Genomic DNA, 7,625 nt, shown 5'->3' with positions numbered 1-7,625 from the left:
GTTTTTTCTGTAAGAGGTGTAAACGTCATCCACTTCCCCCATTCCGACATCGATTCTTTTTCCCACGAATCATGCCAGTTTCCCTTCACGAAATACATGCCCACCCGCGCATCTGCGGGAACAGCCGTCCAGAACAATAAAAGTATCAGCAATAACTTTTTCATATCAATTAATCAATCGGTGTTCCGTATCTCCCTCAGAAATATACCATCGGTCATTCACTATTCCTTCATTTCGCTTGTCAATGAATTCATTCAACGTCATGGTGCCTACTTCGTGTTCTCCCTGTGGCGGCCTTTGCCCGTCCGTCGTCTTCTTACAAGGTGTACCGTCATAGACTTTTCCTCCATAGATCCCCACCTGATGGCCCCAGTCATACTTGCGCAGGATATCCTGTGCAGTAGCTTCTCCATCCGTCACCAGATTCTGCATGGAACGGAATAAGGCGGCAGCCTCCACACAAATCAGGAATATGTTGTCTTCGGCAAAGTTGCTCACCATTTTGTTGAGGAAAATGTCATGCACGTACCCTTTTCCTTTCGGATATTTGCGACTGTACTTCGGAAGAAAATCTTCAGGATACCAGCTTTTTTGATAAATCCCCTTCACCAGCATTTTGGCATATTCCCCCGGCTCCGAACATGTTTGGGCTTCCTCTTTTGGGGCAGGGCGCAAAAGTATATTGACAGCCAATTCGATGCCATTTTTCCAGATCTTGGTGTCCTTACTTGCGCTTTGGTCAATTTCCGCCTGTCTCAGGATCAGGAAGGTATCCTGGATCGTGGTTCGGTGAACCTTTTCCAGGTAAATATCATCCTTGTCCTCCTTGAGAACCCATTCCAGATCGATTTTCCCCTTGCGCATCTTGTCGCCCAGAGGTGCCTCAGCCGAAAAACGGCCTGTCAGGAGCAACTTTCCGACTTCAATAGATTTCTTGATCTCTCCCTGCAATTTTAAACTCCCCAGAAGGCTGCTTTTGTCATCTTCATCAAATTTTTCCGCCCTTGCTCCCCACTGAAAGGGTTCCAGCTGCTTTGCGGTCAGTTTTTTGGATGAGAGCTGAAGTACGGTTTCCACCACTGGCTGCGACTTGACGGGATAAACAACGGCCATGTTCTGATTCACCAGCTTGCCGTCCTTGAATTCAGGCTTGTCGTTGATGACCTTTCCCCTCACCTTGTCCACCAGATCAAATGCGTCATTGCTGATTTTACCGGGAACGGTATTGAACGCAATGGATTTGACCCGCATCTCCAGGCGGGGATCCTGCACGAATACGCGGCGCAACTGCCCGCGCTTTTCCTTCCATTCCTCCTTTTCTCCCGGGGATTTGAGCCGTGCGCGCATGCAAACCAGAATGCGGTGATCATTTTCCGGCTGGATATTCTGGAGATCCGCCTCATACGGATATTCCCAGGACAGTTCTTCTTCCTTGGGCTTTACGTAGCCCCGGTCATCCTCCATCTTCCATACCAGCTTGGCCTCCACTTCCGCATTCGTCTCCCGGTGAACAGTGGGAATGAATTTGCAGGAAGCCCGGAAATGTTCCCTGTTGTTCTCCGAGGTACGGATATAAACAAAGCTGTCGGAATCCTGGCTGTGCTCCAGTTCCACAATGTGCTTGGTCACGTTTTCGGAAGTAACCGTCAGATTATCTGTTTTCTTCCAACGGGCATCATCCACATCCACTTCTTCCGGTTTCCGATCCTGGGCATATCCGCAGGCGAACAGGCAGGTCCAGACACCGAAAACCGCACCGGCAGTCGGCAATAGGCGTAATACGTTATTCTTCATCATTATTTTCGGGTTGTTGAGGGGGAGCTTCCTTGAGAAAACGTTTCAGTTCCTCCAGGGACATTTGCGGGCGGGATGCCGAACCCGGAAGATACTGCTTCCAGTCAATGCCGCGGGCCGCCATTTGGGACAGCTCTTCCCGGCTCAGGGGAAGAACGTTGGGGCTGTTGGGCCTCCATTCCCTGGAACGATAAATGACGCTGCGTTCCTGCAGCTCGTTCCATGAACGGATACACGCCTTATCAAAAGCGTTCCTCAAGTCGCCGTCCCAGAGTTTCAGGGAAAACTGCCATACTCTCAGCAATTCCCGGTGCTGCACGTTTTCGGCGCGGGGCATCAGATGCTTCTGCATGGACCTGTAGGCCCGGAGACGGTCCCGCTCCCCGCGGTCCCACCGGGAGGGAGAAGGCAGGTAATCCGTAAAAGCCCCGCTCCACAGGGAAAGAACGTCCATGGGCAGGTCACCCCCTGCCGACAAACCGTTTACGGAAGGAATATAAGGATCCCTGGACGCCAGGATGGGCAACGTGTCGTATTTCCCGTCCAGCCTTGTCACAAAAACACCGTTGACGATCGTATTAAACGACGCATTGCGCCTTACGGTGAAACCGCATGAGACGGGCCCCTTTACCAAAAACCTCTTGTACACGCCGTTCCCCGCAAAATCCTTCACCCGCGTCCGCGCTTCCACCGGCTTCCCCTGCTGGTCGAATATTTCCTCCTTCCTTTTGTCCATATTCCTGCCCCAGGCCCCTTGGGGAGGCTCTTTCCCCTGGAGAAACCGCATCCGGTTCCCCTGGATCAGGAAATTAACAAGGCCCGGATATTTCGGCTTCCATGTCCGGGCTTCCAGGAGAAAATCCCGGTAGCCGTTGTTCCCCTCCCTGCCGTTCGGATTGTAAAAATACAGGGCCACCTCGTGCAATCCTTCCGGAATATCCGTCACTATCCAGACATTCGGCCCGTCAAACGTGCTTTCATAAGCTTCCCCGTGGTCGTCCCATTCCGCCTCCGTGCGCGTTCCTACTTCCGGGCAATAAAGTACGTTGCGGTTCTCCGGCCAGCTGGGCCTGTGGCACCAGGCGCGCAGAAAGTCCTTTTTCCTCTTATGGGGGCCCATGTAACCGCGAATGTCCACCTCCAGAATTTTTTCTCCCTTGGGCACTGCGCCGGGTTGACGCCAATCCGGATAGCGCGTAGAAAAATAGGTATTGCTCAAAGGAGCGTTTACGGCACACAAAAGAGCCTGGTCCTGTCCATAATGGCCGCACCAGTCCCCGCGCGTCGCCCAATCCTCTCCCACGTACACCACTCCCGTACCGGACGAATTCCCTCCTTCTTCCATCCCCCCTGCATTCCGTAGGCGCTCCACCGGTGCTTCCCGGGGATGCGGGGGCGTGGAAGCGGCTGCTCCCTGAACACGGTATTTGGCTGTCTCTCCCACCTTTTGCAGTCCCCCTCCGTTCGTGCAGGCGTACACATCCCCCCCGGGCAGCACTACAAAACTCCTAACCCATTTGGCCCTGTCGTTGCGCTGCCTGTCCAGCGACCTTTTTATCACTTTCATTCCCGCCGGATCCACCAAAACCGCCCCCTCCTTGCGGAACCCCACCCACAATCCTTCGCGGCAGGGCAGCAGAGCCGTCACATAATCCTCCGGCAGAATGTCCGGTTTCCCGATCTCCGACGGAAACCCCGTTTTGCGGAATACGGAAGGAAGCCCTCCGTAAATACCCTTGTTCTTGGCTGCCGCATCTTTCCCGCGCGTATAGAACCATTTGCCTTCGCGCAGCCACGCCAGCCCGCAGCTGGTCGCAACCCATACGTGCCGGGTTCCCGCCGCCGCCACGGCATTACACAGGTTGGAAGGCAGCCCCGTTCCGTACATTTCTCCGGGCTGGTGCATGCGCCTGCCTTCATCCCAATGCCAGGGGGACTGTGTGTTGTTCCATTTTTTCCATCCGCTCTCAGGAGTGGAAATCCCCACTCCGCCGCACTGGTAACCCGCCACCAGGGCTCCTCCGGCCATGAAGGCCAGGGACTCGATCTGGTTCTCCGCCAGCCCCTCGGCCCTGCTGACAGCCGTCCAGATTTTTTCCGTCGGGCTGTAAATACTCAGTCCCCCGGAGGTAGCCACAGCTACATCCCCGGTCTCCGGACTGACCTGGATATCGAAAACGCGGTCCCCGATGAGGCCATTGAGCCGATTATAGGCCTTCCATTCCCGTCCGTTCCATACGGCCACTCCTTCATGCGCGGTTCCGGCCCAAACGCGCCCCTGGCCATCTACGGCCAAAGCGTAAATGTTGGGGGAATTTCTGGGAAATCCGGGAGTTTTGCTCATGTACTGCCAGGAACCTCCCGGAACAAGCCTCCAGAGCCCCTGATTCTCGGAAGCGGCCCAGAGGGCGCCCTGGTGATCGACAACGGCATCCATCAGGAAGGAGGCGGGACAGCGGGGCATGGAAGAGGAAGCCTGCTGTGGAGTCCGGGAGCTTGTGGGAGCGCCCTGGACCGCCGGTATGAACAGGATGCCCGCGAACAGGCAGACAGACAAACGGATCAGGGGGTGCCGCATACAGATCACTGAAAGAGAAATCATAGGAAAGAAGGACAGGGGAATAATTCTGATGAAATAATAAAAGGAGGCATTTCGTCAATTAAAAAATAATTGTTATAAAATTGTGATTCATATTCCGTTTTTTAAATAGCCGGGAAATACTCCAGGCACTCCAGGCGTCCTGGTGAAAAAAGTTCGTACCACCTGCCGTTCCGAAAACAAAAATAAATAAAAATGAAGAACGGAATTTTTTGCAGGAACAGCCCGTATTTCTCTTGTCATGACTTTCATCCCCTTTTCTGCTGCAACAGTTTTGATTCTAGCCCCTTTCTGCTGGGGCGCCCCTTCCGCCCCCGTCCAGGAGGCTCCCTGCATCATTCCGCGGCCCGCTTCGCTGGAATTCAAGGCCGGACAGCCCGGTTTTGCGCTGAAAAACGGCGGCGTGAAACTTCCGGCGGGGCATCCCCTTTCCGTACAGGCGGAGCGCCTTTTCCGGGAAAACGGCGTCAAAACGGCAATGGTTGAACAGGGCGCGGACATTGCCTTTGCGGAAGACAAATCCCTGGGAAGGGAAGGTTACCGCCTGACCGTCACCCCGGATTCCATCTCCATTGACAGCGGCGCGGCCAACGGCGGCCTCCATGCCCTGCAAAGCCTCATGCAGAGCATCGTCAAAGACGGCGGCGACGCTCCCGCACTAGCCGCGCTGGAGATAAGGGACCGTCCCCGTTTCTCCTGGCGCGGCATCATGATGGACAGCTGCCGCCACATGATGCCCGTGCGGGATATCAAGAAAGTTCTGGACCTGATGTCCAGGTACAAATTCAACATCCTGCACTGGCACCTGACGGACGACCAGGGGTGGAGGCTTCCCGTTGCCAAATACCCCAGGCTCACGGAAACAGGGGGGACCCGTGCGCAATCCCCCGTGATCGGCAACCGCAGCAAGCCGGACGGCAAGCCCTATTCCGGCCATTACACGGCGGAGGAAATCAGGGACGTGGTCCAATACGCAAAGGACCGGGGCATTACCGTCATTCCGGAGGTGGAACTGCCCGGACATGCCTCCGCAGCTATCGCCGCCTATCCGGAGCTGGGAAACTCAGACATTCCGGATTACGCCCCGAAAGTGCAGGAAACCTGGGGAGTCCACCCCTACACGTTCGCCCCCACGGAAAAAACCTTCCGCTTTCTGGAAGACGTCATTGACGAAGTGTGCCGCCTGTTCCCGGACAGCCCGTACATCCACATCGGCGGGGATGAAGCCCCCAAGGACCAGTGGAAGCAGTCCCCCACGGCTCAACAAGTCATGAAAGACAAGGGCCTGAAAAATGAGCACGAACTCCAGAGCTACTTCGTCAGAAGGGTGGAAAAGATGATCAACGGCCACGGCAAAAGGCTGATCGGCTGGGATGAAATCCAGGAAGGGGGGCTTTCCCCGACCGCCACCATGATGGTCTGGCGGAGCTGGATGCCGAACAGCGCCAGGCACGCCCTGGAACAGGGCAACGACATAGTGATGACGCCCAACAGCCACCTGTACTTCGACTATGACCAGGGCCCCGGCAAGCCCGCCGCCGCGGAATACGAGACCATCAACAACGATTCTCTCACCTGGCAGCACGTCTATTCTCTGGAACCCGTCCCGCAGGGCACGCCGAAAGACCGGGAAAAACAGGTTCTGGGCTGCCAGGCCAACGTCTGGGCGGAATACATCCCAAACCTGCCGAAGTGGGAATACCAAGTTTTCCCCCGCGCCCTGGCGCTGGCGGAAGTAGCCTGGACGCCGCGCGAATTGAAAAACGAAAAGGAATTCCGGCAGCGGCTGGAACGCCAGCTCCCGTTCCTGGACGCCTGCGGCGTGAACTACAAGAGGCCGGACAACGGCGCCCCCGCACGCCCGGATGCCGTCATCACCCGGGAACTCCGCTGAATCCGGGAGAAAACCATGCCGTGCGCCCACTTCCGGAGGCCGCATTATGGACTAGCCAAGCCTCGGGAAAACCATTACATTGGCGGCATTATGAATTTGGAACTGCTTCGTCAGGTTTGCGCAACTCCGGGCGCTCCGGGGTTTGAAGACAAAATCCGCGACTTCATCATTCAGGAAGTGGCGCCCCTCGTAGACGCCATACGCGTGGACAACATGGGCAGCGTGATCGCCATTGTGGAAGGCAAGGATACGGAAAAAACCATGATGGCCGCCGCCCACATGGACGAAATCGGCTTCATGGTCCGCCACATCGACGACAAGGGGTTCATCAAATTCCTGCCCCTGGGCGGGTTTGACGCCAAGACGCTGACCGCCCAGCGCGTGATCGTCCACGGGAAAAAGGACCTCATCGGCGTCATGGGTGCCAAGCCCATCCACGTCATGTCTCCCGCGGAACGCACCAAGCTTCCGGAAGTGACCGACTTCTTCATCGACCTGGGCATGAGCAAGGAGGAAGTGGAAAAATACGTCTCCGTGGGCGACTCCGTCACCCGTGAACGGGACTTGGTGGAAATGGGCGACTGCGTGAACGTCAAATCCCTGGACAACCGCGCCGGATGCTACGTGCTCATTGAAGCCCTCCGCGCCATCAAGGCTTCCAAAAAGAAACCCTCCTGCAACTTCGTGGCCGCATTCACCGTGCAGGAGGAAGTGGGCCTGAGAGGCGCTCAGGCCGGCACGCTGGACATCCTGCCGGACTTCTCCATCGCGCTGGACGTCACCATCGCCTGCGACATTCCCGGCACCCCGGCGCACGAGCAGGTCTCCCGCCTGGGTGAAGGCGCGGCCATCAAGCTCTATGACGGCTCCATCATCGCGGACCGCCGCATGGTGCAGTTCATGAAAGCCACCGCGGAAGCCAACAAGATCAAATGGCAGGTGGAAATGTTGCCCGCAGGCGGAACGGACGCCGGAGCCATGCAGAAATTCGTACCCGGCGGCTCCATCGCCGGCGCCATCTCCGTTCCCACCCGCAACGTCCACCAGGTCATTGAAATGGCCAGCAAGAGCGATCTGGACGCGGCCGTGGACCTGCTGGCCGCCTGTGCCATGAATGTGGACAAATGGGACTGGTCCTGGAACTCCGTCAATCAATGCCAGAGCGTTTGCGACAAACCGGCCAAGGCATCCAAGGCCGCTGCCAAGACCGACAAAGCCGCCGCCAAGAAAAAGAAGGCCAAGTAAGGCCAGTATTTGATACCTCCCTGAACAGCAGGCCGCACCCGGAAACGGATGCGGCCTGTTTCATTGAAAACCTGTCTAATTCCGGAAAACCTG

Annotated in this window: 4 protein-coding genes; 2 read left to right on the top strand and 2 right to left on the bottom strand. The window is 56.4% G+C overall.

Translation table 11 applies throughout. From position 1 onward, the window contains the following. Positions 1–165: 165 nt before the first annotated feature. Together HMPREF3039_RS10495 and HMPREF3039_RS10490 are read right to left on the bottom strand one after the other, a co-directional pair. A complete protein-coding gene (locus HMPREF3039_RS10495; protein ID WP_197483309.1) occupies positions 166–1,797 on the bottom strand; it encodes a hypothetical protein in 1,632 nt (543 codons plus the stop codon). After that, positions 1,784–4,396 carry a two-component regulator propeller domain-containing protein gene (locus HMPREF3039_RS10490; RefSeq protein ID WP_147550014.1) on the bottom strand — a complete coding sequence of 871 codons (2,613 nt, stop codon included), beginning with the start codon at positions 4,394–4,396 and terminating at the stop codon, positions 1,784–1,786. Before HMPREF3039_RS10490 ends, HMPREF3039_RS10495 begins: the two co-directional genes overlap by 14 nt. 271 nt (positions 4,397–4,667) lie before the next feature. Here HMPREF3039_RS10490 and HMPREF3039_RS10485 point away from each other — a divergent pair, with 271 nt between their 5' ends. Next, a complete protein-coding gene (locus HMPREF3039_RS10485) occupies positions 4,668–6,287 on the top strand; it encodes a beta-N-acetylhexosaminidase (protein WP_231863913.1) in 1,620 nt (539 codons plus the stop codon). Between the two features lie 90 nt (positions 6,288–6,377). Next, positions 6,378–7,532 (top strand): M42 family metallopeptidase, encoded by a 1,155-nt coding sequence (locus HMPREF3039_RS10480; RefSeq protein ID WP_067570494.1) that lies wholly within the window; start codon positions 6,378–6,380, stop codon positions 7,530–7,532. The last annotated feature ends 93 nt before the right edge of the window (positions 7,533–7,625 follow it).

The organism is Akkermansia sp. KLE1798, from assembly GCF_001580195.1.
In the GTDB taxonomy this organism is placed as follows: domain Bacteria; phylum Verrucomicrobiota; class Verrucomicrobiia; order Verrucomicrobiales; family Akkermansiaceae; genus Akkermansia; species Akkermansia biwaensis.
This window is presented reverse-complemented; position numbering and strand designations above follow the sequence as displayed.